Raw genomic sequence first — 261 nt, forward strand, 5'->3', positions numbered from 1 at the left:
GGTATAGCAAGCCACCGGTGAAGCGGATCACGTAGTACGGATAGGTAGCCTTGACGCTTTCGACGAAGCTGTAGGTCAGCGTGCCGTCGGCATTGACCGCGCGCCACATCAGGCCCTGCATCACGCCGGCGATCCACATCGAGGCGATGTACAGCACGATGCCGATGGTGGCCACCCAGAAATGCAGGTCGATCAGGCGTGTGCTCCACATGGCCTGCTTGCCCGACAGGCGCGGCAGCAGGTAGTACAGCGAACCCATGG

1 protein-coding gene is annotated in these 261 nt (G+C 61.7%); it reads right to left on the minus strand.

Going from position 1 to position 261, the window contains the following annotated elements; all coding sequences use genetic code 11:
• Positions 1 to 261, minus strand: a 261-nt coding sequence (locus ACSNOK_RS34825; protein WP_436784710.1) for a cbb3-type cytochrome c oxidase subunit I, incomplete at both ends; no start/stop codon positions are given.

Origin of the sequence: Streptomyces sp. URMC 126 (assembly GCF_051386555.1) — a bacterium.
Taxonomy (GTDB): Bacteria; Actinomycetota; Actinomycetes; order Streptomycetales; family Streptomycetaceae; genus Streptomyces.